17 protein-coding genes and 2 pseudogenes are annotated in these 24,138 nt (G+C 48.6%); 14 read left to right on the forward strand and 5 right to left on the reverse strand.

Annotated elements, in window-relative coordinates; all coding sequences use genetic code 11:
• Window positions 1–42: 42 nt before the first annotated feature.
• Together DXA55_RS08910 and trmL are read left to right on the forward strand one after the other, a co-directional pair.
• Window positions 43–1,023 carry an AIR synthase-related protein gene (locus DXA55_RS08910; protein ID WP_117813809.1) on the forward strand — a complete coding sequence of 327 codons (981 nt, stop codon included), beginning with the start codon at window positions 43–45 and terminating at the stop codon, window positions 1,021–1,023.
• 32 nt (window positions 1,024–1,055) lie between these two features.
• Window positions 1,056–1,556 (forward strand): tRNA (uridine(34)/cytosine(34)/5-carboxymethylaminomethyluridine(34)-2'-O)-methyltransferase TrmL, encoded by a 501-nt coding sequence (gene trmL / locus DXA55_RS08915; protein ID WP_117509323.1) that lies wholly within the window; start codon window positions 1,056–1,058, stop codon window positions 1,554–1,556.
• Window positions 1,557–1,598: 42 nt separating this feature from the next.
• Here trmL and DXA55_RS08920 read toward each other — a convergent pair whose 3' ends face one another.
• The 4 genes and pseudogenes from DXA55_RS08920 to DXA55_RS08935 all read right to left on the reverse strand — a co-directional run bounded on the left by DXA55_RS08920 (window position 1,599) and on the right by DXA55_RS08935 (window position 6,725).
• Entirely contained in the window at window positions 1,599–2,090 is a 492-nt protein-coding gene (locus DXA55_RS08920) for a CinA family protein (protein WP_117813811.1), read from the reverse strand.
• Window positions 2,091–2,153: 63 nt separating this feature from the next.
• Window positions 2,154–3,572: a sensor histidine kinase gene (locus tag DXA55_RS08925; RefSeq protein WP_022461606.1), complete on the reverse strand. Its 1,419-nt coding sequence runs from the start codon at window positions 3,570–3,572 to the stop codon at window positions 2,154–2,156.
• Window positions 3,572–4,276 (reverse strand): response regulator transcription factor, encoded by a 705-nt coding sequence (locus DXA55_RS08930; protein ID WP_022461607.1) that lies wholly within the window; start codon window positions 4,274–4,276, stop codon window positions 3,572–3,574. The genes DXA55_RS08925 and DXA55_RS08930 overlap by 1 nt, the downstream gene beginning before the upstream one ends.
• 74 nt (window positions 4,277–4,350) lie before the next feature.
• Window positions 4,351–6,725: pseudogene (locus DXA55_RS08935) on the reverse strand (endonuclease MutS2).
• A 501-nt stretch (window positions 6,726–7,226) separates the two neighbouring features.
• Between DXA55_RS08935 and DXA55_RS08940 the strand changes: the two are divergent.
• From DXA55_RS08940 to rhaD, 6 genes and pseudogenes are all read left to right on the forward strand, one after another.
• Complete coding sequence (locus DXA55_RS08940; protein WP_117760729.1) at window positions 7,227–8,681, forward strand: S1C family serine protease; 1,455 nt, start codon at window positions 7,227–7,229, stop codon at window positions 8,679–8,681.
• Between the two features lie 237 nt (window positions 8,682–8,918).
• Window positions 8,919–9,869 (forward strand): 3'-5' exoribonuclease YhaM family protein, encoded by a 951-nt coding sequence (locus DXA55_RS08945; RefSeq protein WP_055228015.1) that lies wholly within the window; start codon window positions 8,919–8,921, stop codon window positions 9,867–9,869.
• Window positions 9,866–11,254, forward strand: coding sequence for a 23S rRNA (uracil(1939)-C(5))-methyltransferase RlmD (rlmD, locus tag DXA55_RS08950; protein ID WP_117813813.1), 1,389 nt, complete (start codon window positions 9,866–9,868; stop codon window positions 11,252–11,254). The genes DXA55_RS08945 and rlmD overlap by 4 nt, the downstream gene beginning before the upstream one ends.
• Before the next feature lie 396 nt (window positions 11,255–11,650).
• Window positions 11,651–11,944, forward strand: coding sequence for a ParB N-terminal domain-containing protein (locus DXA55_RS08960; RefSeq protein WP_055267517.1), 294 nt, complete (start codon window positions 11,651–11,653; stop codon window positions 11,942–11,944).
• A gap of 1,104 nt (window positions 11,945–13,048) precedes the next feature.
• On the forward strand, window positions 13,049–13,285 hold the full coding sequence (locus DXA55_RS08975) for a hypothetical protein (RefSeq protein ID WP_118700810.1): 237 nt from the start codon (window positions 13,049–13,051) through the stop codon (window positions 13,283–13,285).
• A gap of 90 nt (window positions 13,286–13,375) precedes the next feature.
• Window positions 13,376–13,917 (forward strand): annotated as a pseudogene (rhaD, locus tag DXA55_RS19270) (rhamnulose-1-phosphate aldolase); the annotation flags it as partial.
• 8 nt (window positions 13,918–13,925) lie between these two features.
• Here rhaD and DXA55_RS08985 read toward each other — a convergent pair.
• Window positions 13,926–14,963, reverse strand: coding sequence for an AraC family transcriptional regulator (locus DXA55_RS08985; protein WP_158565064.1), 1,038 nt, complete (start codon window positions 14,961–14,963; stop codon window positions 13,926–13,928).
• A gap of 214 nt (window positions 14,964–15,177) precedes the next feature.
• Between DXA55_RS08985 and DXA55_RS17295 the strand changes: the two genes are divergently transcribed.
• The 6 genes from DXA55_RS17295 to DXA55_RS09005 all read left to right on the forward strand — a co-directional run bounded on the left by DXA55_RS17295 (window position 15,178) and on the right by DXA55_RS09005 (window position 24,058).
• Window positions 15,178–15,669 carry a hypothetical protein gene (locus tag DXA55_RS17295; protein ID WP_199605767.1) on the forward strand — a complete coding sequence of 164 codons (492 nt, stop codon included), beginning with the start codon at window positions 15,178–15,180 and terminating at the stop codon, window positions 15,667–15,669.
• A gap of 17 nt (window positions 15,670–15,686) precedes the next feature.
• Window positions 15,687–16,268, forward strand: coding sequence for an alpha/beta hydrolase (locus DXA55_RS17300; RefSeq protein WP_330415199.1), 582 nt, complete (start codon window positions 15,687–15,689; stop codon window positions 16,266–16,268).
• A 35-nt stretch (window positions 16,269–16,303) separates the two neighbouring features.
• Window positions 16,304–18,556: a glycoside hydrolase family 3 C-terminal domain-containing protein gene (locus DXA55_RS08995; RefSeq protein WP_117802661.1), complete on the forward strand. Its 2,253-nt coding sequence runs from the start codon at window positions 16,304–16,306 to the stop codon at window positions 18,554–18,556.
• A 62-nt stretch (window positions 18,557–18,618) separates the two neighbouring features.
• Window positions 18,619–19,125: a glycoside hydrolase family 78 protein gene (locus DXA55_RS17705; RefSeq protein WP_158581228.1), complete on the forward strand. Its 507-nt coding sequence runs from the start codon at window positions 18,619–18,621 to the stop codon at window positions 19,123–19,125.
• A gap of 29 nt (window positions 19,126–19,154) precedes the next feature.
• Entirely contained in the window at window positions 19,155–21,413 is a 2,259-nt protein-coding gene (locus tag DXA55_RS09000; protein WP_242998444.1) for an alpha-L-rhamnosidase, read from the forward strand.
• A gap of 14 nt (window positions 21,414–21,427) precedes the next feature.
• Window positions 21,428–24,058, forward strand: a complete 2,631-nt coding sequence (locus DXA55_RS09005; protein ID WP_117813817.1) for a family 78 glycoside hydrolase catalytic domain — start codon at window positions 21,428–21,430, stop codon at window positions 24,056–24,058.
• The last annotated feature ends 80 nt before the right edge of the window (window positions 24,059–24,138 follow it).

Below are 24,138 nucleotides of genomic sequence, written 5' to 3' on the forward strand. Positions count from 1 at the left end.
CTGCTTTTTCGTTTGAAACAGGAAGTTCGAGGAGGACAAGGGATGCGAAAGGGTAAATTACAGCAGAGCGTGCTGGTGCGCTCGGTGTTTAAGATGCTGGGGCAGAAAAGAGAGGACGCAGCAGGGCCGGCGGTCGGACGTGGGGTATCGGCATTTGCAGGAGAAAAGGAGACGCAGGTGTTTTCGTGTGCGCCGGTGCTGGTGAAGGATCCGGAGGACGCGGTGCTCGCGGTCTGCAGGGTGTGCAACAGTGTGGCCGCGGCGGGGGCATCGGCAAAAGGAGTGCTGGTGTCGCTGATGCTGCCGGAGGCGATGGAAGAAAAGGATTTAAAGGAGCTGATGCGGGCGGTTGACGGTGCGTGTGTGCGGTATGGAACTGCGGTGATCGGCGGGCATACGGAGGTGACGGACTGGGTTTTGTATCCGGTGCTTAACGTGACGGCGGCAGGCGGGACAACGCGTGCGGGGCTGTTTGATCCGTCGTGTGTGACAGCGGATTTGGATCTTGTCGTGACGAAGGGGATTGCGCTTGGCGCGGTGTCTTATCTGGCAAAGACAAGAAGGGATGAGCTTCTGACGAGATTTTCTCCGGGATTTATCCATGGGGCGGCGGATTTTTCGGAGGATTACTCTGTCTGCCGTGAGGCGGAGATTGCGATCGAGCACGGTGCGGCTGCGATGCAGGATCTCTCGGAGGGCGGGATTTTCGGGGCGCTCTGGGAGATGGCGGACGGCGCGGGTATCGGGCTTGATGTGGCGCTGAAGAGGATTCCGATCCAGCAGGAGACGGTGGAGATCTGTGAATTTTTCGGGGTGAATCCGTATCAGATGCTTTCGACGGGGGCGCTGCTGATTGCGGCGGCGGACGGCGAGGGGCTGGTGCAGAAAATGGCACTCGAAGGGATTCCATCGGCGGTGATTGGGCGGACGACATCCGGGAAGGAGAGGATTCTCCGGAACGGGGAAGAGGTCAGGTATCTGGATAAGCCGCAGATGGATGAGATGTACCGGGTTGGCAGATAAGGCTTAAATATACGACAGGAGTGATTGGTAAAATGGCACATTTGAATATTGTTCTTCATGAGCCGGAGATTCCAGCAAATACAGGTAATATCGGACGGACGTGTGTGGCGACGGGGACGAGGCTGCATCTGATTAAGCCGCTGGGGTTTGATATTTCGGACAAGGCGGTCAGGCGCGCGGGGCTGGATTACTGGTCAAAGCTGGATGTGACAGTGTATGAGAGTTACGAGGATTTTCTGGAGAAAAATCCGGGGGCGAAGATTTACTATGCGACGACGAAGGGGCCGCAGACGTATGTGGATGTGCAGTATGAAGAGGACTGCTTTATCATGTTCGGAAAGGAAAGCGCGGGGATTCCGGAGGATATTCTGTACGATAATCAGGAGACGGCGGTGCGGATTCCGATGATTAATGATATTCGGTCGCTGAACCTTTCAAATTCCGTGGCGATCGTACTGTACGAGGCACTGCGGCAGAATAACTTTGACCATATGCAGCTCGCGGGGCATTTGCGGACGCATGAGTGGAGGTAGACGGACGGGACTCTGGTGATCGTAGACGGAGCTGCATTCTTTTTATAAGGAAGAAGTTAAGATCATTTCCAATTCGGCAAAGACCTGCTCTGCGTAAAGCTGTTTGATTTCGTGGCGGGTCATGCCGGAGACGTTGGTCTGGAAGGTGAAGGTGTGGGCTTGGGCTTTGTATAAAATACAGAAGTAGACGACGCCCTGTACGCTGTCAGCGTTGTTGGGGTCGAGATTTCCGGTTGTGCCGGTGATTCCGATGGCGATGGCGGTGTGCAGGTTTTCTTGTACTGTGCGGGCCATGGCTTCGGCGCATTCGGGGGAGTAGACGCCGTGGATTTCGATGACGGAAGGGTCGACGCCGACGAGGACTTTGGTTTCGTTCAGATACGTGACGTAGCCGCCGGGGAAAATGGCGGAGGCGCCTTCGGTGTCGGTGATCAGGGAGGCGATCAGGCCGGAAGTGCAGCTTTCCATGGTGGAAATGGTGGTGTGGGATGTAATGAGCTGTTTGATGATGGAATCAATGGTGTTTGGGTTCATAGTGAAAATTACCTCCAGAGTTAGTTTGATATGTCTGGCAAAAAAGCCCCTCGGCGGAGGGGCTTATTTTGGTGCTTCGCCTTTGGCGAGTGTAAAGATAAATTCGGTACCAACGCCCTCTGTACTGATGACATTGATATTCTGGTTATGCGCAGTGATGATCTCTTTGACGATTGAAAGCCCAAGTCCCGTTCCTTTGCGGTCCTTGCCGCGGGAGGCGTCGAGCTTGTAGAAGCGCTCCCAGATTTTCGTGATGCTTGCCTTTGGAATGCCGCAGCCGGTGTCCTTGACGGAGACGAAGACTTTACCGTGCTTCTCCGTTGTCTCAACTGTGATGGTGGAATCGTTGTTGCTGAATTTGATTGCATTATCAATGAGATTGTACAGCACCTGCTGGATTTTTCCCATATCGGCGCAGACGTATAAGGTGCGCGATGCGAGGATCAGTGAAATGGAAATCCGTTTTTTTGTGCAGGTTCCCTCAAACGAAGCGGCGGTATCCTTGATGACGGCGTTGATGTCAAACGAGGTCAGATCGAGCATATTCCCTTTATCGTCGATGTCGTTCAGCGTCAGCAGGCTCTGCGTCAGCTTGTGCAGCCGTTCTGTCTCAAACAGAACGATTTTCAGATATTTTTCCTGCATTTCCGGCGGAATCGTTCCGTCGAGGATTGCCTCCACATAGCCTTTGATCGAGGTCAGCGGTGAGCGGAAGTCGTGAGAGACGTTCGCCACAAATTTCCGCTGGTATTCGCCGGTCTTGTTCAGCTCGCCGGACATGTAGTTCAGCGTGGAAGCGAGATACCCCATCTCATCGTGAGATTTAACATCAATTTTGTGGGTCAGGTTGCCGGAGGCATACTCCTTTGCACCGTTGATGATCTTTTTCAGCGGCCGGTACACGACGAGGGAGAAAAAGATCAGAATCACAAACGAGAGTCCGAACACGAGCAGGAACAGAAAATCAATCCGTGCCAGCAGACTTTCCCTCTGCTGATAGACGTCCTGCAGCGGAAGGTGGATGGCGACATAGCCATTGATCCGGAAATCGGAGGTGACGGGAACCATGACGCTCAGCATTTTGTCTTCGAAATAGCCGAAAAACGTTCCCGTGCTGTAATACTCGCTGCCGAGCGCAACCGGATCAAAACCGTCGATGATCTCCGGGTTTTCCTCATCGAGTGCAGCTGCCGTGTTCAGCAGAATTTCCCCGTCTGCGCTGATGAGCCAGATCTGGGAATTGTGATAGGAAGCCAGTGCACTGAGCGAATTGTAAAGATCCGTCAGGGAACGCTCACTGTGGTAATAAAGGTCGCCCTGTTTGGAAGCGATCTGCGTGGCCTCCCGGTACAGACTGGTGCTCGCGCTGGAGACCAGACTGTCCTCCACCATGCGGGAGCCGACCGTTGAGATCAGCGTAAAGCCGGCAATGGCGAGAATGACATAAATGAGAATTAATTTCCGGTAAAGCGTGCGTCGCATTATTTTTTAACCTCAAACTTGTAACCGATGCCCCAGACCGTCGTGATGGCCCAGGAGGCATGGTCCTTGATTTTTTCGCGGAGACGTTTGATATGAACGTCTACCGTGCGGGTATCGCCGATGTACTCATAGCCCCAGATATGGTCGAGGAGCTGTTCTCGCGTAAAGACCTGGTTTGGTGAGGAAGCAAGGAAGTAGAGAAGCTCCAGTTCCTTCGGCGGCATATCGACGGTGCGGCCCTGGTAAATGACGGAATAGTTCGTCTGGTTGATGATAAGATCCGGGTACTCGACACATTTTCCTGCGGTCGCGGACACCGGGATCGTGCGTGATGGCTGAAATCTCCGCAGCACTGCTTTCACACGGGCAACGAGTTCCTTGGAATCAAATGGTTTGATGATGTAGTCATCCGCGCCGAGTTCCAGGCCGAGGACTTTGTCGAACACCTCGCCCTTTGCCGAGAGCATGATGATCGGAACATCGGAATCGTGCCGGATTTCGCGGCAGACCTGGTAGCCGTCCATGCCGGGCAGCATCAGGTCGAGCAGAATCAGGTTCGGCTGGAAGGAGTGAAACTCCCGGACAGCCTCTTCTCCATCGTTTACAATTTTTGTGTCATAGCATTCCTTGGTCAGATAGAGAGAAATCAGTTCTGCGATATTGTTATCGTCATCGACGATCAGAATTTTCTGTTTGGAAGCCATAAAAGATTCTCCTTCACTGGGGACAGGACGGAACCGCATACAGTATGCGTTCCGTCCCATATTTTCCTGAGTTTTTATTTCTTAAACGTAACAATCGTAACGCCGGCATCGCCCTCGCCAAATTCCGCTAAATGGAAGTCCGCTACGTGTTTCTGGCGGCGCAGATAATTGTGAATGCCTTTCCGCAGTGCGCCCGTTCCTTTTCCGTGGACAACGCGGACACTCGGCAGATGGGAGAGATAAGCGTCATCGAGATATTTGTCGAGTTCGGCAACCGCTTCATCCACCGTTTTTCCGAGCAGATTGATCTCGGTAGAAATCGTGGCAGCCTTGGAAAGCTTCGATTTTCCGCTGCTTGTGCGGGAGATGGACGGGCCGGTGATGACAGCCTCGTCGATCAGCACAAGGTCGGAGATATGCACTTTGGTCCGCATGATACCCATCTGGACGAAGAGATTTCCCTTCGAATCCGGGCGGGTGCTGACAGTACCTTTGAGATTCATGCTTAAGACTTTGACGGCATCGCGAGATGAAGATCCTGCGGGCGGAGATTTCCGGTGCGCTTCGGCACTTCCTTCGCCTTTTTCTTATCGAGCTTGTTCATTTTTTCACGCAGAGCGGTACGTTTCTGCTCCATTTCGCGGACGGAAACATTCTCTTTTCCAAATTTCTGGAAATCGCGCATCGTCTGGTCGGCGTATTCCTTCGCCTCGCGGAGAATTCTCTGTGCCTCCTCGGTTGCATTGGAGATCATCTTTTCTTTTCTTGCGTCGATCTGTTCCTGATTCTTGGCAAGGCTCTGCTTCAGGGATTCGACTTCCGCGCGGGTGCGGGCAAGCTCTTCTTTTTCGCGTTCCAGCGTGATCCGGTTCTGCTCGAGAGTGGTCAGAACGTCTTCAAACGATTCATCCTGCTCGCTGATTTCGTCTTTTGCCTTGTTGATGATGTAGTCCGGCAGGCCGAGTTTGCTGGAAATCGCAAACGCATTACTCTTTCCAGGAACGCCGACGAGCAGGCGGTATGTCGGGCTTAAAGTCTCGACATCGAATTCACAGCAGGCATTCTCCACGCCCGGTGTGGATAAGGCATAGATTTTCAGTTCACTGTAGTGTGTCGTTGCCATGGTGCGGATGCCGCGCTCGTGGAGCGTAGAGAGGATCGCGATGGCAAGCGCCGCGCCCTCTGTCGGGTCGGTACCGGCGCCGAGCTCATCGAACAGGACGAGGGAATTGCGGTCTGCCTTGTCGAGGAAGGAAACCACATTCGTCATGTGGGAGGAGAAGGTACTCAACGACTGCTCGATGCTCTGCTCATCACCGATATCGGCGTAAACCTCGTCGAAAACGGAAAGGGAGGAGCGGTCGAGTGCCGGAATGTGAAGTCCGGACTGGCCCATCAGTGTTAAGAGTCCGACCGTCTTTAAGGAAACCGTTTTACCGCCGGTATTCGGTCCTGTGACGATCAGAAGGTCGAAATCTTCGCCGAGCGACAGATCAATCGGAACGACTTTTTTCGCATTGATCAGCGGGTGGCGTGCCTTGCGCAGGTGGATTTTACCTTCGGTGTTGAAGATCGGCTCATTGGCGTTCTGCTCCATTGCAAGAGCGGCGCGCGCGAAGATGAAGTCAAGCTCTACCATGTTTTCGAGGTCGTAACGGATCTCATCGCGGTGCAGGTCTGCCTGGGCACTCAACGTAGAGAGGATGACCTCGATTTCTTTTGCTTCTTCAATTTCCAGCTCACGGATATCGTTGTTCAGTTTGACAACGGCCATCGGCTCGACAAAGAAGGTGGAACCGGTCGAGGACTGGTCATGTACCATGCCAGGAACCTGGCCTTTGTACTCGGATTTGATCGGGATACAGTAGCGGCCGTCGCGCATCGTGATGACGGCATCCTGCAGATACGTGCGGTAGGAACCGTTGACGAGCGAGATTAACTGGCTGTGGATTTTTTCCTCACACGATTTGATGGAACGACGGATGCGGCGTAGATTCGGGCTTGCATCATCGCTGATTTCATCCTCGGAGAGAATACAGCGGCGGATTTCCGTGGAAAGCAGCGTCAGAGGCTCCAGTGTTTCGAAGAGATCTTCGAGGCTGTCCGGCGTCTGGTCCGCATTTTCGCGGCGGCCGTACGCTTTGACGCGTGCCGTGTTTTCCAGAAGTGCGGCGGTCTGCAGAAGCTCCGTGATGTTCATGGAGCTGCCGATTTCGAGACGCTTTAATGCGCCGCGGATATCTTTGGCATCACCAAAGGAAATGTGGCCTTTTTTAAAGAGCCGGGTGAGCGCGTCGTGTGTTTCGTGCTGCATCCGTGTAATCTGGGAAAGGGAAGAGGAAGGAACGAGTTCCAGACATTTCTTCCGGCCCAGCGGAGAACTGGCATACGAAGCCAGTTGTTCGATAATTTTGTCGTATTCGAGCGTTTTTAATGCTTTCTGATTCATAATACTTACCTTTTCGTAATTCATAATTCAGTCATTGTCTACAGATAACGCGGTATTTTTGATGCAATACCGCACGGATCTGATGTTACAGTTCACAGGTACCCTGCGAACTGTAACATTCGCAGCCCTCATTTAAAGTTTTGCTTCGCAAAAGGAGGGCTGCTCACACCTGAATCACTTTCTTACGCAGCGAAACAGCAAGTGTTTCACTGCTGAGTGAACAGTAGCGATCTGATTATATATCTGCACGGGAAGTACAGACCGGAAGTGGAATGTGGGTCACAGGTTTTTCCACTCCCCCAATTATACCTTAAAAAAGAAAAGAAAGAAACCCCAAGAACGAGAAAATGCAGGATGTTGCGCAAATGAGAAAAAAATGTAACAGTCTTCATAAAATGTTCATATCTATCTGGTAAAGTTTTTTATATATGTGAAGATTGCGGAAGCGCATATGCGCAGAGCAGTTCGGTATGGAATACAGATGTATGGAGAAAGAAATGTATGGAAAATGACCCAAAACCTTACAAATTCATGAAAGAGAGCATCAAAAAGCAGCCGCCCGACTGGAAAAAGATTGTTCTTCTGATTGCCGGATGGCTGGCACTTGCGGCGCTTGGCGGTCTGGTTGCGGCCGCGGTATTTGCGGTGACAGAGCCAAAGATTGCAGAAGCAGTTACCAGGGAAGAGCTGCCGGCGAAAGTGGATATCCCGGGAGATGAGGATCCAAACAGCGGACAGGAGCCGGATGAGACAATTACCGCATCTTCGGCGAGTGCGTCGGTAGACAGCAGCGGCTCCGGTTCGGAAATCAGCAGTTCTACAGTGGATAGCAGTACTTCAGAAAGCAGTGTATCCGAAAGTACGGTTTCCGAAAGCACAGAGGAGAATGGAGCGGCAGAGGGAACGGAAAGCAGCACTTCCGAAGAGCCGGAGGAGGGCAGCGAGGTTTCCAGTGTCGATGGGGAAACGGATGCGGAGGAAAAGAACAGCAGCCTGAAAAATTATGAAGCGCTCTACCAGGATATGCTGGAAGTAACGGAAAAACCAAAACGAGCGCTGGTTACCGTCATCGGCATTACCAATCAGATGGACTATTTTAACCAGAACTATGAAAACCAGCAGCAGATTTCCGGTCTGATTGTTGCGGACAACGGGCAGGATCTCTTTATTCTGACGGAATACCGCATCGTGGAAAATGTGGAGCGGATTCAGGTCACCTTCTGGGACGAGACGATGGTGGATGCCACATACCAGCGCCACGATCCGAGCACCGGCCTTACGATTGTGAAGGTGGATGAATCGAAGCTGGATGAGGAAACACGGGACGGTCTTGCGGTTGCGCCGCTCGGCAGTTCGTATCTCGTCAGCCAGGGTGACCCGGTCGTGGCTGTCGGAAGCCCGGTCGGCTACAGCAATTCGATTGCGTATGGTGTGGTGACTTCGGTTACGAACAAGATTTCCGCGCTGGACAATGAGTACAATCTGCTGACCACCGACATCCTCGGCAGCACGGACGGCAGCGGCATTCTGGTAAATCTTGACGGCGAAATCGTCGGCATTATTGCGCAGAGTTACAGTGCCAAGGGAAACAACGTGGTGACGGGCATTGCGATTTCCCAGATCAAAAAGCTGATCGAAAATCTTTCCAACAACGTGAGCCGCGCGTATATCGGCATCCGCGGACAGGATGTCACAGAAGAACTTTCCGATAAAACCGGCATTCCAAAAGGCGTTCTCATCAGCCGCGTCGCAGACGATTCTCCGGCGATGATGGCGGGCATGAAAGAGTACGATGTGATTGTAAAGGTCGGGGAGCACAAGGTTGAGACGATCAAACAGTACCATGAACAGCTTGGCAAATACAGCACAGGAGACGTGGTTACCGTGACGGCGATGCGGAAAGGCGCTGAAGGGTATGCGGAGATGACGTTTGATGTGACGATGGGGGAAGTATAAAAAACAGAGGCTTTCGGGAGCAGAAAAAGCCGGTTTTAGCCGGTGGGGCTTCCGGAAGCTTTTCTTTTCGAATGGTTTTCCACTGGCGGATGAAAAAATACGTGCATTCTGCAGGAAAATCTGGTAGAATTGGTAAGGCATGCAGGAGCACAGGCTTTGCATCATAAAAACGGCATCATAGAAACAAAAACGGAACACTGTGTCCGCATTTATTTTAGAAAAAGAGGATTTATTTTTATGAAGTATATCAACGAACTCCGGGAAGGAAACCGCATTTCCGGAATTTATCTCTGCAAACATAAACAGTCGGCTGTTACCAAAAACGGAAAACAGTACGAAAACGTGATCTTACAGGATAAAACCGGTACGATCGATGCGAAAATCTGGGATCCGAATTCTATGGGAATCCGTGAATTTGAAGCACTGGATTATGTAGATATTATGGGAGATGTTTCCAGTTTCAATGGAGCACTTCAGGTTTCCATTAAAAATGCAAGAAAAGCGGAAGAGGGCGAATATAATCCGGCGGACTATCTGCCGACGAGCCGTTACGACATCAATACGATGTATCAGGAGCTGCTCTCCTGGATCGGAACGGTGAAAAATCAGTATCTCTCCGAACTGCTGACGTATTATTTTATCCAGGATCAGGAGACCGCAAAACGGTTCCGCATGAGCTCTGCAGCAAAAAGCGTGCATCACGGATTCGTCGGCGGCCTTTTAGAGCATACGTTAAGTGTCACCCGTTTCTGCGATTTTATGGTAAAATCGTATCCGATTCTGAACCGCGATCTGCTGATTACGGCAGCAATTCTGCACGATATCGGAAAGACGAAAGAACTCTCCTTATTCCCGCAGAACGATTACACCAATGACGGACAGCTGCTCGGCCACATCATGATCGGTGCGGAGATGGTACACGATGCGGCGCAGAAGATCGACGGTTTCCCACAGGAACTCGAGAATCAGTTAAAGCACTGCATTCTGGCGCACCACGGCGAGCTGGAATACGGTTCCCCGAAAAAACCGGCAATGGTAGAGGCGGTAGCGCTGAACCTGGCGGACAATGCCGATGCCAAAATGGAAACCCTGACCGAGCTGTTTGACGCAGCGCCGGCCGGCAATGAGTGGCTTGGCTACAACCGGTTTTTTGAGTCCAACATCCGCAGAACAGGAGACTTTTCATGAACTATCAGAAAAATGATGTACTGACGGTGAAAATTGAAGATATGGGACACGACGGAGAGGGTATAGGCAAATGCGAGGGCTATACCCTCTTTGTCAAGGACACCGTCATCGGCGATCTTGCCGAGGTAAAAGTGATCAAAGCAAAGAAAAATTACGGCTACGCGCGCCTGATGCGCCTGATCGAGCCGTCCGCGCACCGCGTCGAGCCGGTCTGCCCGGTTGCACGTCCGTGCGGCGGATGCCAGTTGCAGATGCTCGACTATGCGGAGCAGCTTCGCTTTAAGGAGAAGAAAATCGCCGGAAATCTCCAGCGCATCGGCGGCATGGCGGAGATCCCGATGGAGCCGATCGTGGGGATGGAAAATCCGTTCCGCTATCGAAACAAAGCCCAGTTTCCGATCGGGCAGGATAGAAATGGAAAGCTGATTACGGGATTTTATGCGGGAAGAACGCATCAGATCATGGAAAACCGGAACTGTTATCTCGGCGTGGAGCAGAACGAGGAGATTCTGAACCGCATTCTTGCCTGGATGGAGGAGAACGGCGTTCCGGCATACAACGAGGAGACCGGCAAAGGCCTGGTGCGCCATGTGCTGATCCGGTTTGGATTTATGACGAAAGAGATTATGGTCTGTCTCGTTGTGAACGGAAAGAAACTGCCGGCCGAGGAGAAACTCATCAAATCGCTGACAGAACTCGAAGGCATGACAAGCATTACCCTAAGCGTAAACCGTGAGCGGACCAATGTGATCATGGGAAAAGAAATCCGCTGCCTGTGGGGACAGGGGTATATCACCGACTATATTGGAACCGTAAAATATCGGATCTCCCCGCTGTCCTTCTACCAGGTCAACCCGGCGCAGACGGAAAAACTGTACGGTCTTGCCCTGGAATACGCAGACCTCACCGGAAATGAGACGGTCTGGGATCTCTACTGCGGCATCGGAACGATTTCCCTGTTCCTCGCGCAGAAAGCCAAAAAAGTCTACGGTGTCGAAATCGTCCCGGAGGCAATCGCGGATGCGAAGAACAATGCGAAAATTAACGAGATCGAAAACGCTGAATTTTTCGTTGGAAAATCGGAAGAGATTCTTCCGGCCTACTACGAACAGTACGCCAAAGACCACCCGGGCGAACACGCCCACGCGGACGTCATCGTCGTCGATCCGCCGAGAAAAGGCTGCGAAGAAAACCTCCTCCACACCATGGCCAGCATGCAGCCGGACCGCATCGTGTATGTATCCTGCGATTCCGCAACGCTGGCACGAGATGTGAAGGTGCTTGGGGAGCTGGGGTATGAAGTAAAGAAAGTCCGAGGGGTTGACCAATTCCCGATGACGTGCCATGTGGAGTGCGTGGTTGCACTACATCGGGTCGATATGTAAGAATCCTTGATTTGCGCGAAGGCAACGAGGAGAGTTCCGAAGAAATAACTGGCTGTAAAGCCAGTGTTTATGCGGAATTCGACGACTGCCCGCGAGTCGGGAAGTTTGTAAAACTTCTCGACTTCCGGCACTTTGAGCGACATATGATGTTCTCACAGAGTGATAGAAAAACCTACAAAAAAGCAATTTCAGACGGTGTGAATGTCTCAGTCGTATTGGATGTGGGGTGTGGAAACACATAAAAGTACAATTAATATTTTGAAGTTATTCAATAGAATACGAAGCGTGAAAGACCGTTCATTTTCAAGTAATTGGAGATGAGCGGTCTTTTTCTGTTTGCAGATAACATTGACGTAACTGAGTAGAAGTTATTCTACCGGAAGAACGGAGGTTGTAATGGAAGAGATAAAGAGTATCAGAATAAGCGAGTTAAAGGACTTTAAGAACCATCCTTTTCATGTGCAGCAGGACATAGAGCTGTGTGCCCTTATGAAAAGTATTGAAGATGAGGGTGTGATTGTACCTTTGCTTGTAAGACCGAATCCTGACGGAGAAGGTTATGAAGTGATTGCAGGACACAGACGAAAGGCAGATGCCGGCTGGGCTGGTCTTGCGGAGGTTCCGGCAGTTATAAGAGAATTGGATGATGATCAGGCGATAGTGGCGATGGTAGATTCTGTGCGCCCGTAAGGCGTTTGGGGTGGACACCCAAGCGACGTGGGTCATTATGATTTTGTTTTGAGAAAACAATAAGAAAAATTATCAAGTGTGAAGAACACAGTCTTATCGCCAACAACTAACCTTGAATGGAAACATAAAGGGGACAACAGCACGTTTGTAAAGGCACAAGTCAACAAAGCTTCCAAGTTGCGACTGAGTGTCGAGGTGAAAGGTACTATATGAGGATGAAGCTAAACTGCTTGAAGGAAAGTCAGAGGCTAGAGCTAACCATCTCCGCACCGAAGGGAAGATGTTACGGTGATGTATTGGCAGATTAGTATTTTGCTGTCTGCAATCTGCGTGATAATCAATGCAAGCTAGCCATAGGTTCATTTGAGGATGCATCTGAAATCAAGGAAAAATTCAGAGTATTTCTCGAGGATACTCTGCATCTTGAGATGTCCGAAAAAAAGACCAAGATAACACATAGTCAAGATAAAGCAAGATTTCTTGGATATGATATCACCACCGCAAAGAACTCAGCGCTTATGCAATCATCAGGCATACAGAAATGCCTATTCAGGCGGTTGGACAGGAACAACCTGTGCCTGACGATAAGGGTGCTTCTGGGAATATGGATTACACAGAGGAGGATGTGAAGAAGTATCAGATGGATCCTGATATCAATGAGTTGCTGGATTTCAGTTTTTGCGGGGAATGACAGCAGAAGGCTACAAAACATTTATAAATGGAAGTGTTATGGCATCATTTATGGAAGGAATTGTAGCCTCAATTTTAGAAGAAAAAAGTGGTGCCGGATACGGCACGAATTGTAGCCAATTAAATACAGTTATCAGCGTAATTGAAGCCATGTATCTTTGCGAAGGTATGTGGCTTTTTCCTTTTTGCGCTGAGGATAGATTTTTTAACCAGCCCTCGTGCATTTATGCGAGGGCTAAGCCTCGCAGACGAAATACACCCATCGCACAAAACTTCGTTTTGTACTCTGTGTATTTCGCCCTTGCAGGGGGCTATCACGCCGGATACGGCGGTGGGTTCGTAAACGGACACCTATATGTCCACTCACATTGGCATTAGAAGTGAAAGAAAGAGTTGCAGGAGCAGATTGCTGTATTGGATAGAAAAGCAGGGAGGATGAAATCAGAGCTTTCAAATGTGCTTCAGGATGCAGACTATGCAAATGCTTCGGAGTTTTATACCGAGCTATTCATGGTTCGTGAGGAGAGGCAAAGGTATGAAGAGGCTTGTAAGGAATGGCAGCAGAAGTGTGTTGAGGTGGAACTTGTAGCGGTGAAGGATAGTAAGTATTTTGGGGACGTAATTCCGATTAGCAGGAATAGAGGGCGATAAAGTAAGGCGATGCTATTAGTGAATCTGATAGCATCTGTGTAACTACATAGTGACAATTTTGCATCTTCGAAGTGGTAGTCTATGCAAAATATCATCGAATTGGATGAAAAAGGAGAGAATTACCGCATCCTTTGGGGTCTGGTAAACGGAGGCAGACCGACCAGTGAGCTGCCGAGTCACCTGATGAACCATGAAGTGAAAAAAGGCGTTACCAATGTTTATCATGCACATACCACGAATGTGATCGCACTGACATTTGTACTGCCGTTGGAGGATAAAGTATTTACTAGAGAACTCTGGGAGATGGCGACCGAGTGCCCGGTTGTATTTCCTTCCGGAATCGGTGTAGTAGGATGGATGGTGCCGGGCGGCCGTGAGATCGCAGTGGCGACAAGTGCCTGATGAAAGAATATGATGTGGCAATCTGGGCGCATCACGGCATGTTCTGCTCAGGGGAAGACTTTGATCTTACATTCGGATTAATGCACACCGTAGAGAAATCCGCGGAAATCCTTGTAAAGATGCTGTCCATGAGACCGGATAAAAGACAGACAATCTCACCTCAGAAGTTCAGAGATTTGGCGAAAGATTTTAAAGTAACTTTACCGGAAAAGTTTCTATATGGCAAATAATGTACATATCACATATTTGGCGTATCAGAAGCATGAAGCATGTTTCGATATTCCATAGGCGTACATCCGTATTTCTTGCGGAACAGCTGAAAGAAAAAGCTGGTATTCTGATATCCGACGGCAAGGCTGATATCATTTGTGGAAAGTGCGGTGCTCCTTAACAATTTTGCCGCCTGAGAGAGCCGGTGTGTCTGGACCAGCTCTTTGTAAGTGGTTCCGGTATGCTGGCGTATGTAGGCAGAGAGATAGTTTGGGTGCATATTAAAAAACTCAGCTGTAGAAGAAAGGGTACAGTCCGCAAAGTTTGTTTCGATATATCGGAGTATGGTATAAATCTGATCCACAGAGGCGTGATCTAGAACCATACCGTGCTGGAACAGATTGATCATCTCGCAGGTAATCAGCGTAAAAAGACTGTCTAAAAAAGGTCCGGATGTTACGGACGGAGAATAAAATTCACAGAGAAACTGGTTGGCAAGATCTGCCAGCCGGTTTTGTTTTTGTTCCGGGGAAAAGACAATATACATGCTTTCCTGCATCGTGGTGTTCAGAGCCTCAATGAAAAAGTGTGTAAGGTAATTATCCTGAGACAGGCGTTCAAAAAAAGTACCGTTCAGATATTCGCGCGTCAGCAGAAAATTGATGATAATATCATTTTCTGAACATCTTTTGACAGAATGAGGTGCATTCTGGCTGATCAGAACCATCTGCCCGGCTTTTAGCCTGAATGTAGTCTTATTTATCGTCATTGTGCAGGAACCAGAATAAATATAACTCAACTCCAGCCACTCATGGATATGCAGAGGTACGTTTTCAAAACGATCCTGTTTTACAACAGCGAAGTTGTAATAACTCGGAAGCACTTTCTTTGAAAGAAATAAAGAACGCAGATCTTCAAGGTTCGTATCAAAACGGTAACAGGGTGTATCAAACTTACCTCTGGCAACAGGAAATTGTGAATAATCTTTCTTTACACCATTCAGACGCTGGGTTTCTTCGGTAGTGTGCTGCTTCAGAAATTGATTCAATGCAGATAATGTCATCATATATAATCTCTCCTTTTCGAGATATGAATGAACTGTGATTATAGTCATCAGCAGTTTATTTAACCTGTCTAAAATATACCATATTGGGGGCAAAGGTGTACAGAGTAATCTCGGATATTTATTAAGTTTGGTCGGTAAATCACTTATGTTTCGTTGATGTAATTTTAGTCTGTATAAAGTAAGATGTCAGTAAGAAAAGGAGGCATAGGTTAGGATGAAGATATTTTTTGCAGTAGTGGTGATTGTTTTATTATTTGTAATCGGTGCGACATTATATGTCTATAAAAAAAGTGCCATGTTTTTGCCGGCACTTCTTGGCATCTGCGGATTTCCAAAAATAAAGGAAAGCAGCTATTACGATGAAAACGGACATTTCCGTCCGGGAACGGGGGAGGACAAAGTTGGATTTTTCATGCAGCATCCGGTATTCGGCGGTTTTAAACATATGTTTTTCAATGTGGAGGACAACGTGCTGAAAGCTATTGCGCCTGTAAAGTATAAGGATTTTTTAAAGGCGCCGGGCCGTGAGGAACAATTGGATGCAGCCTTGGAATCTTTCAATTATCTAACCGGACTTGTTGAGAAAGGTCAGGCAAGGCTGGTGTCGGATCTGTATCCTGCGGAAGCAGTGAAGGGTCATCCGTACAGGTCACATCTGACGGGAATGTTTTATCAGGACAACAGGGAAAACCACTTGCCATTGTAGTTCCGGGAGGCGGATTTATCAGTAATGTAACTGATTGCGAGGGGTATCCTGTGGCGATGAAGCTGCATAAAATGGGATATTCTGTTTTCGTCGTAAGTTATCCGGTCGGCAGACAGCTGGGTGAGACAGAACAGGTAAAGCAGGGACAGGCTGCCGCGAGGGAACTGACACAAGTGATTCGATATCTGACGGAGCATCAAAAACAGTTTTCTGTAAACATGGATGATTATGCCATCTTTGGTTTTTCAGCAGGAGGACTTATGACCACGGCGTATTCATTTGCCAATTATGAGGACTGCTGCCACAAGAATCATCTGCCAAGACCGAAGGTGATCTTCCCTATGTATGGTCTGGACTGGAATATCAAAGCTTTGCAGGAGGACAAGGGACTGGCGGTATTTTCTATCGTAGGGCGGGATGATGAGTTCGGTTTTGCAAATGTGGAAGATAAACTGCCGGAATTAGAGAAGGTACTGGGCAAAGAAAATGTGTCGGTCAGAATCGTTGACGGACTGGGACATGGATTTGGAATAGGAAATGAAACAAAAGTGAAAAACTGGCTTCAGGAAGCAGTCATCTTCTGGGAAGCCCACAGATAGGAACAGATAAGAATTTATTTAAGGAGGATTTCATAATGAGCAGAAACCTGAAAGAATTGATCAGACAGATGACACTGGAGGAAAAAGCAGGACTATGTTCGGGAGCGGATTTCTGGAACACGATGGGAATCGAAAGGTTAGGGATTCCTTCCGTTATGATGACAGACGGCCCGCACGGCTTGCGCAAACAGGAAGGCGCGGCAGATCATCTCGGCCTGAATAAAAGTGTGAATGCAGTCTGCTTTCCGGCAGCCTGCGCCACGGCATCCAGCTTTGACGTGGAACTGATGGAATGTATGGGACAGATCCTTGGGGACGAGTGTCAGGCTGAGAACGTGGGCATGCTCCTCGGCCCTGCAGTTAATATCAAACGCAGTCCTCTCTGCGGAAGGAATTTTGAATATATGTCCGAAGATCCATATCTGACAGGAAAGATGGCGTCAGCATATATCCGGGGCGTACAGTCGAAAGGCATCGGAACCAGTATGAAACACTTCGCCGCGAATAATCAGGAAACAGACCGTATGCAGATATCGTCGGAAGTATCGGAACGGGCTTTCCGGGAAATTTATCTGCCGGCTTTTGAGGAGGCGGTGAAGAAAGCGCAGCCAAAGACTGTGATGTGCAGCTACAATAAGATCAACGGAGTATTTTCTTCAGAGAATAAGAAGCTTCTGACAGATATCCTGCGGGATGAGTGGGGATTTGAAGGATATGTGGTCAGTGACTGGGGAGCTGTAAATGACCGGGTGAAAGGACTGAAAGCCGGTCTTGACTTGGAGATGCCGGGATCAGGAGGATATAATACAAGAAAGATTATTCAGGCAGTGGAGAATGGAGAACTGGAGGAAGAAATTCTTGACAGAACGGTGGAACGCATACTGAAAGTAGTCTTCTCCTACACAGATAACAGGAAAGCGGAGACTGTATTTGACAGGGAAAAGGATCACAAAGCAGCGGCAGATATCGAAACAGAGTGCGCCGTACTTCTGGAAAACAGGGGAGTGCTGCCGCTGAAAAAAGAACAGAAAGTAGTCTATATCGGGGAATTTGCAAAGAAACCGCGATACCAGGGCGGGGGATCGAGTCACATCAATACGGACAGCGTAGTGTCGGCTCTGGAAACTGCGGTGAGAAAAGGCAGGGCAGTGGAGTACGTGAAAGGCTTCTCGTCAGAGCGTGACGAGATGACAGAAGAGGATCTGAAACAGGCGTGTGAAGCGGCAGCGGGCGCAGATGTAGTTGTAATCTTTGCCGGACTGCCGGACAGCTTTGAGTCGGAAGGATATGACAGAACATCCATGGAACTGCCAAAGTGTCAGAATCGCCTTATAGAGGCTGTGGCTGAGATACAGAAAAATGTGGTAGTGGTTCTTCATAACGGAAGTCCCGTAGAAACTCCATGGGCGGAGTCTGTAAATGCCATTCTGGAGATGTATCTGGGAGGAGAAGGCATTGGGGAGGCCAGCGACCGGCTGTTATTTGGGGAGGCAAATCCAGGAGGACGTCTGGCGGAGACGTTCCCATATCGTCTGGAAGACAACCCGAGTTACCTGAATTTCCCTGGAGACGGCAGGACTGTTCTCTATGGAGAAGATATCTTTGTCGGATACCGTTACTATGATGCGAAGAAAGTACCGGTGCGCTGGGCATTCGGCCATGGACTGTCATATACGGAATTCAGCTACAGCAATATGAAACTCTCTTCTGCGGAAATGAAAGATGGAGATATTCTGAAGGTGAGCATTGATGTGGAGAATACAGGGAAGAGGGCAGGAAGTGAAGTGGTTCAACTCTATGTCAGTGACAAGGACAGCACGGTGCCAAGAGCAGTGAAAGAACTAAAAGGGTTTGCGAAAGTATTTCTGAATCCGGGTGAGAAGAAGACGGTTACAATGGAACTTTGCGCGAGAGATTTTGCTTACTACGAGACAAAGATTCACGACTGGTACACTCCGTCAGGTACATATGAGATCCAGATCGGGCATGCCAGCGATGAGATCAGAGAGGCTGCAGAACTTACATTTACTACTGATGTGCTGCTGCCGTTCACTGTGGATATGACCACTACAATGGGGGAATTGATGAACCACCCGAAGACAGCAGGGAAAATGATGGAGTATCTTGAGGGGATATCACAGGGAGAAGAACCTAAGAAAGAAGATGGGGAGGTACAGCTTGTGACTCCGGAAATTATTGCGCAGATGCCGCTGAAATCATTTTTAAGCGTTATTCCGGGCGAAGCGATCGAGCAGATGATCGTGGAGTTAAATGCTCTGTGTCAGTAGTGGGAGGAACGGTTGGCTTATTATTGGATGAAAAAGTATCAGCATGAAAATGAGGAAGAATTATGGGCAAGATTTATGCGGCAAAAACAAATCATATCACAAACCCTTTAGGGTTTTATCTGAAACCGTTGGTATTTTCATGGAAAGTGAAAGGCGGCAGAGGACAGGAACAGAAACATGCAAGGATTGTGATCAGCAAGAACAAAACCTTTACAGATATCTGTCACGACACGGGGGAGGCAGAGCTGGACAGTCTCTCTGCAAGAGTGGAATTTGAACCGCAGCCGTATACAAGATATTACTGGAAAGTTATTGTGACAACAGATGCAGAGGAAGTGATCGAATCAGACACGCAGTTCTTTGAGACCGCCAAAATGGATGAACCGTGGACGGGCAGGTGGATTACCTGTGACAGCAGTCAGGAACGGCATCCGATTTTCTCAAAGAGGATTCGTCCGGCAAAAGAAGTGAAAAGCGCAAGACTGTACATTTGCGGCCTGGGATTGTATGAGGCATATTTCTTGGGGAAAATAAAGAAAATCCTAAGAAAATCGGTGAAGAGTATCTGACTCCGTACTGCAATAATTATGACCGGTGGATCCAGTATCAGACGTATGACATCACAGAACAGGCAGAACGAGGAGGTGTGCTGTCTGTTCTTCTCGGAAACGGTTGGTATAAAGGCAGGTTCGGTTTCAATGATCCGGAGCGGGAAGCATATTACGGTGACGAGTGGAAGCTGATTGCGGAGATTCACATAGAGTACAAAGACGGAACGAAAGATGTGATCAGTTCTGATGAAACCTGGTCAGTTACAAGAAGCAATTTGTGGTTTTCCAATATCTATGACGGTGAGAGAAGAGATGATACGCTGCCGCCGGTAGAGGAGTCTCCTGCGCGGATCGCAAAGGTTCCGAAAGGCCGGCTTATGGAACGGTTATCTCTTCCAGTTAAGGTACAGGAGGAGATGAAGCCGGCAGAGCTGATCCATACTCCTGCCGGAGAAGAGGTATTTGATCTGGGGCAGGAGATCACGGGGATCTTCCGGCTGCGGGTGCATGAGCCGGCGGGGACAACTATCAGGATTCAGACGGGCGAGGTGCTTCAGGACGGATGTTTCTACAACGAGAATTTAAGAACTGCACTTTCGGAGTACATTTATGTTTCTGATGGTACAGAAAAGGTGATTACGCCTCATTTTACATACTATGGTTATCGATATGTGAAAGTGACCGGGGTTAGGGACCTTTCGTGTGAGGATTTTACGGCGCTTGTTCTTTACAGTGATTATGAGAGCATCGGGGCAATCGAGACAGGGAATGATCTTGTGAACAAATTAATCTCCAATATCGAATGGGGAATGAAAGGGAACTTTCTGGATGTGCCTACAGACTGTCCCCAAAGAGATGAGAGGATGGGCTGGACAGGAGATACACAGGTATTTTCCGCGACTGCAAGCTATCTGGCTGATACCTATGCGTTTTACCGAAAATATTTATACGACCTGTATCAGGAACAGCTTCTGGCGGGCGGAATGGTTCCGGAGATTGTCCCCACATTCGGACCGACAAAATGTTCCTGCGCATGGGGAGACGCCGCATGTATCATCCCCTGGAACGTATATTTGTTCAGCGGGGACAAAACAATACTCGAAAACCAAATTGAGAGCATGAAAGCGTGGGTCGATTATATCCGGAGAATTGATGGAGACCATCATGGATGGAGACAGGTTTTCCATTATGGTGACTGGCTTGCTCTTGACCGTACAGGTGCCGCTGCGAACAGCGTGTATGGAGCGACTGATGAAGCATACATTGCAGACATCTACTACGCGGCAAGTGCACAGATTGTTGCAAAAGCAGCAGAGGTGCTTGGACTGGAAGAAACGAGACAGGAGTATCAGAAAATCGCAGACCGTCAGTGGCAGGTCGTGAAAGAAGAATATTTTACTGCTACAGGCAGATGTGCGGTGAAGACGCAGACAGGGCTTATTCTTGCACTGAAATATCATCTGTCTGAAAATGAAGAACTGACAAAGCAGATGCTGCAAAAGCTTCTCAGGGATAATAAAAATAAATTAAATACCGGGTTTGTAGGAACCCCGCTTCTGTGCAATGTCCTGACTGATCATGGAATGACAGACGCGGCATACCGGCTGCTTCTGAATAAGGAATACCCGGGCTGGCTCCATGAAGTGAAGCTGGGAGCAACAACGGTGTGGGAGCGTTGGAATTCACTGGATGAGAGCGGACATGTCTCCAGCACGGGGATGAACAGTCTAAATCATTATTCTTACGGCGCTGTATTGGAGTGGATCTTCCGTCATGCGGCCGGGATTGATGTGACGGAACAGAACCCGGGAGGCAGGGTGATGCGGATCAGCCCGAAAGTGAATAATGGACTGAAATATGTAAAAGCTGTTTATGATTCGGCAAGCGGATGCTATCAGTGCGGCTGGGAGATATCAGAGGATAATAAAATCACGGTCACTGTTACGGTTCCGTTCGGCGGAAGTGCAGAAGTGGTTCTTCCATATGCGTCGGAATCTGTATATGAAGATAAAGAAAATCCATTATTTGAAGAGGTGGAAAATGGAATCTGCCGTGTGAGAGCCGGAGAATATGAAGTCGCTTATGAGGCGTCACAGCCTTTAAAGAAGAAATACAGCATAGACTCGACAATGGAAGAACTGCTGAACCATCCGGATATCCGCGCGTTTCTTTCTCAAATGATGGAAGTGGATATGATCCCCGATATTGCATATGGGCTTTCGCTTAGAGATGTCGCGAAAACATTCGCAGGAGAGATAAAAAAAGATGAGGCGCAGATGCTGGATGCGGCACTGGCAAAATTCTAATCAGGAGGGTTGCTATGGAGCTTATAAGGCTTAAAGTAAACAGTCAATATAGACCATGCGTGGACGAAGCACCTTATTTTTCATGGGTAATCACTAGTGATGAAAAGAATGTGATGCAGACATCCTATCATATCACAGTGAAAAATATGGACGAAGTAATGTGGGATTCTGGAATGGTAGAAAGTGATAAAAGTATTTTTGTGGAGTACTCCGGGAAACCATTACAAAGTCTCAGTGACTACAACTGGACAGTGGAAGTGACAGTTAATAACGGAGAAAAGGCGGCGGCATCCTCATCCTTTGAGACAGGATTTATGAAGAAAGAATGGACGGCCGAGTGGGTGAAATCTCCGTTTCCTATGAAAAAGGTAAAACCCGGAACCGGCGGGCAGAACCCGGCAGAATATTTTCGCAAAGAATTTGATGCACGAGACGGCATAAAACGAGCGCGCGTTTATGCCACCTGTCACGGAGCATATCAGCTCAGCATGAACGGAATGCGTCCGGATGACAGAGAGTTTGCGCCGGAATTTACCGTCTATTCTAAATATCTGTGCTACCAGACTTATGATGTGACCCCGTTTTTGAGAGAGGGAGGAAATGTCATAGGAATGCTGGTGGGGGACGGCTGGTATGACAGCGCGAACTTTAAACCGAGAAGCAGGAAGTTTAAAGCCGAACATTCTGTGTTATTTCAGATAAAGATTGATTATGAAGACGGAACGAGTGAAATGGTGCTGTCAGATGATACGGTGAAAGTTTCAGAAAGTCCGATTCGTTCATCAGATCTGTTTGCAGGTGAACTCTATGACGCACGGATGGAACAGGAAAACTGGAACTGCTGCGGATTCGATGACAGCAGCTGGAAAACCGGTATTCCATGCGGAAAAATTTACGTGAACCTGGTGGCTCAGTACGGGGAACCGGTGCGCCCGGTAAAAGAAGTGCCGGCAGTAGGAATGACAGTTAGCCCGAAAGGCGAGACGATCATTGACTTTGGACAGAACTTGGCAGGTGTTCTGCGGGTAAAAAGCAAACTGCCGGCCGGAACAAAAATGGTATTAGATCATTTTGAAACTCTTGATCAATATGGAAACTATTTCAACAATATTTTCATGTCAGAGAAAACAGGGCACAAGCAAAGTGATATTTATATCTCAAACGGGAAATTCACAGAATACATACCGCATTTTACATATCATGGATTCCGCTATGTGAGAGTGACATGCGATCAGCCGGTGAGCCCGGAGGATTTCACAGCGATTGTCCTGTCTTCTGACAATGAGGATCTGGGAACATTTGAGACGTCCAACGAAGATATAAACCGGCTTTACGAAAATACAAGATGGTCTCAGCGGTCGAATCTGTTTTCAATCCCCACGGACTGCCCGCAGAGAGAAAAAGGCGGATGGACCGGAGATATCCAGATTTATGCAAGAACAGCCATGCTCAACGAAAATGTAACCCCATTTCTGACAAGATGGCTGCGTAATATGACCTTCAGTCAGCAGAAAAATGGGGCAATCCCCAATGTGATCCCCCTTACCGGAATCTATGAATTACTGGAGAAACTGAATCGGATCGTATACCGCAATTTTGAACCGGTGGGAGAAGCAGGATGGGGAGATGCCGCCTGTATCGTACCGTGGAGCATGTATCAGCTTACAGGAAATATCAGGATACTGAGAGAGCAGTATGACACAATGAAAAAGTGGTGCGACTATATCATCAACACTGCAAAGAAGCGTAGAGGCAAGATGAAACATCCAAAAGAAATTGACCAGTATCTGTGGAATACAGGACATCAGTACGGGGAGTGGCTCATACCGAGCCAGACAGTAGACGGAGCAGACCAAAGCGCTGCAAAACTTATCAATACTTCTACATACTGCGCGCCAATTTTTGGATGGAATTCCTGCCGGATCATGGCAGATACGGCAGCACTCCTCGGGCATACATCAGACGAATTATACTATGATGACATTGCGTCCAGAATGAAATCTGCCATTCAAAAAGGACTGATCGATGATGATGGGAAGATGCCTCTTGATTTTATGGGCAGTTATGTGCTGGCAATCGCATTTGATCTTGCTCCTGAAAGGAAGAAAAAAAGTATCGCCGGACATTTGATCCGCAAGATAGAAGAAAACGGGGATTGTCTGGATACAGGGTTCCTGACGACGCCGTATCTGCTGGATGCGCTCTGTAAGATCGGCAGGATGGACAAGGCATATAAAATCCTGCTCCAGACAAAGTGCCCGTCATGGCTTTATGAGGTGAAGCAGGGAGCGACAACAATCTGGGAAAATTACATTTCTTACAAGGAGGACGGGTCTCCGGTTATGACAAGCCTGAACCACTATGCCTTTGGATGCGTGGACGACTGGATGTTCCGGAAGATAAGCGGCATTGATATGGCTGCTCCCGGATTTAAGGAGATTGTAATCGCACCGGAGCCGGACAATGCGTTTACCAGTGTAAAACGTACTTATATAAGTGAGTACGGGGAAATCGCAGTCAGGTGGAGTATGGACGAAGGGAAATTTAAGCTGAAAGTAAAAATCCCCTGCAACACGACTGCCGTTGTAAAGATGCCGGATGGCAGATTATACAAGGTAGGAAGCGGAATGTATCAGTTTGAATAAAGAATCAAAGAAAACAAAATGACAGTATTTGCGAGAACTGACCGGTAAATACAGACGGTTAGTTCTCTTAATATGAAAGT

Source organism: Blautia sp. OF03-13 (assembly GCF_003460685.1).
In the GTDB taxonomy this organism is placed as follows: domain Bacteria; phylum Bacillota; class Clostridia; order Lachnospirales; family Lachnospiraceae; genus Fusicatenibacter; species Fusicatenibacter saccharivorans.